We start from the raw sequence: 381 nt of genomic DNA, 5'->3' as shown, positions 1-381 counted from the left end.
CCAGCCAGCGAGGTAGAGCTGACCGGCAATCTGTTGGCCGAACATTTCAAACCGCTGAAGAGCACCATTGCCGAGGTCGACGGACAGCCGCCGGCACTGGATGCCGCCGTTGTCGCGCTGACCGCGCTGTCGAACGTCCTGCAGACGGTCACCGCCAACCCCAATCCGCAGGATGCCATCAAGAAGCAAGGCGGCCTCGCCGAGCTGACCGGTGCCGTCGCGAGGCAAGCACAGATCCTGCCGGACCCCATCAATGTCTGGCTTAGCGGAATTGCCGGTGACACCAGCAATTTGACGCAAAAGGCGGTCACATCGGAGCTCAACGCCATCTGGCGCGCGGACATACTGCCTTTCTGCCAGGCGGCGTTGAACGACCGCTAT

At 62.5% G+C, this 381-nt stretch carries 1 pseudogene; it reads left to right on the top strand.

The annotated features are described in order from the left end of the window. Positions 1-381, top strand: a pseudogene (locus tag EN852_RS36025) (type VI secretion system membrane subunit TssM); the annotation flags it as partial.

The organism is Mesorhizobium sp. M2E.F.Ca.ET.209.01.1.1 (assembly GCF_004010375.2).
Classification (GTDB): Bacteria; Pseudomonadota; Alphaproteobacteria; order Rhizobiales; family Rhizobiaceae; genus Mesorhizobium.
The sequence above is the reverse complement of the archived record's forward strand: the minus strand, read 5'-3'. Positions and strand labels throughout refer to the sequence as shown.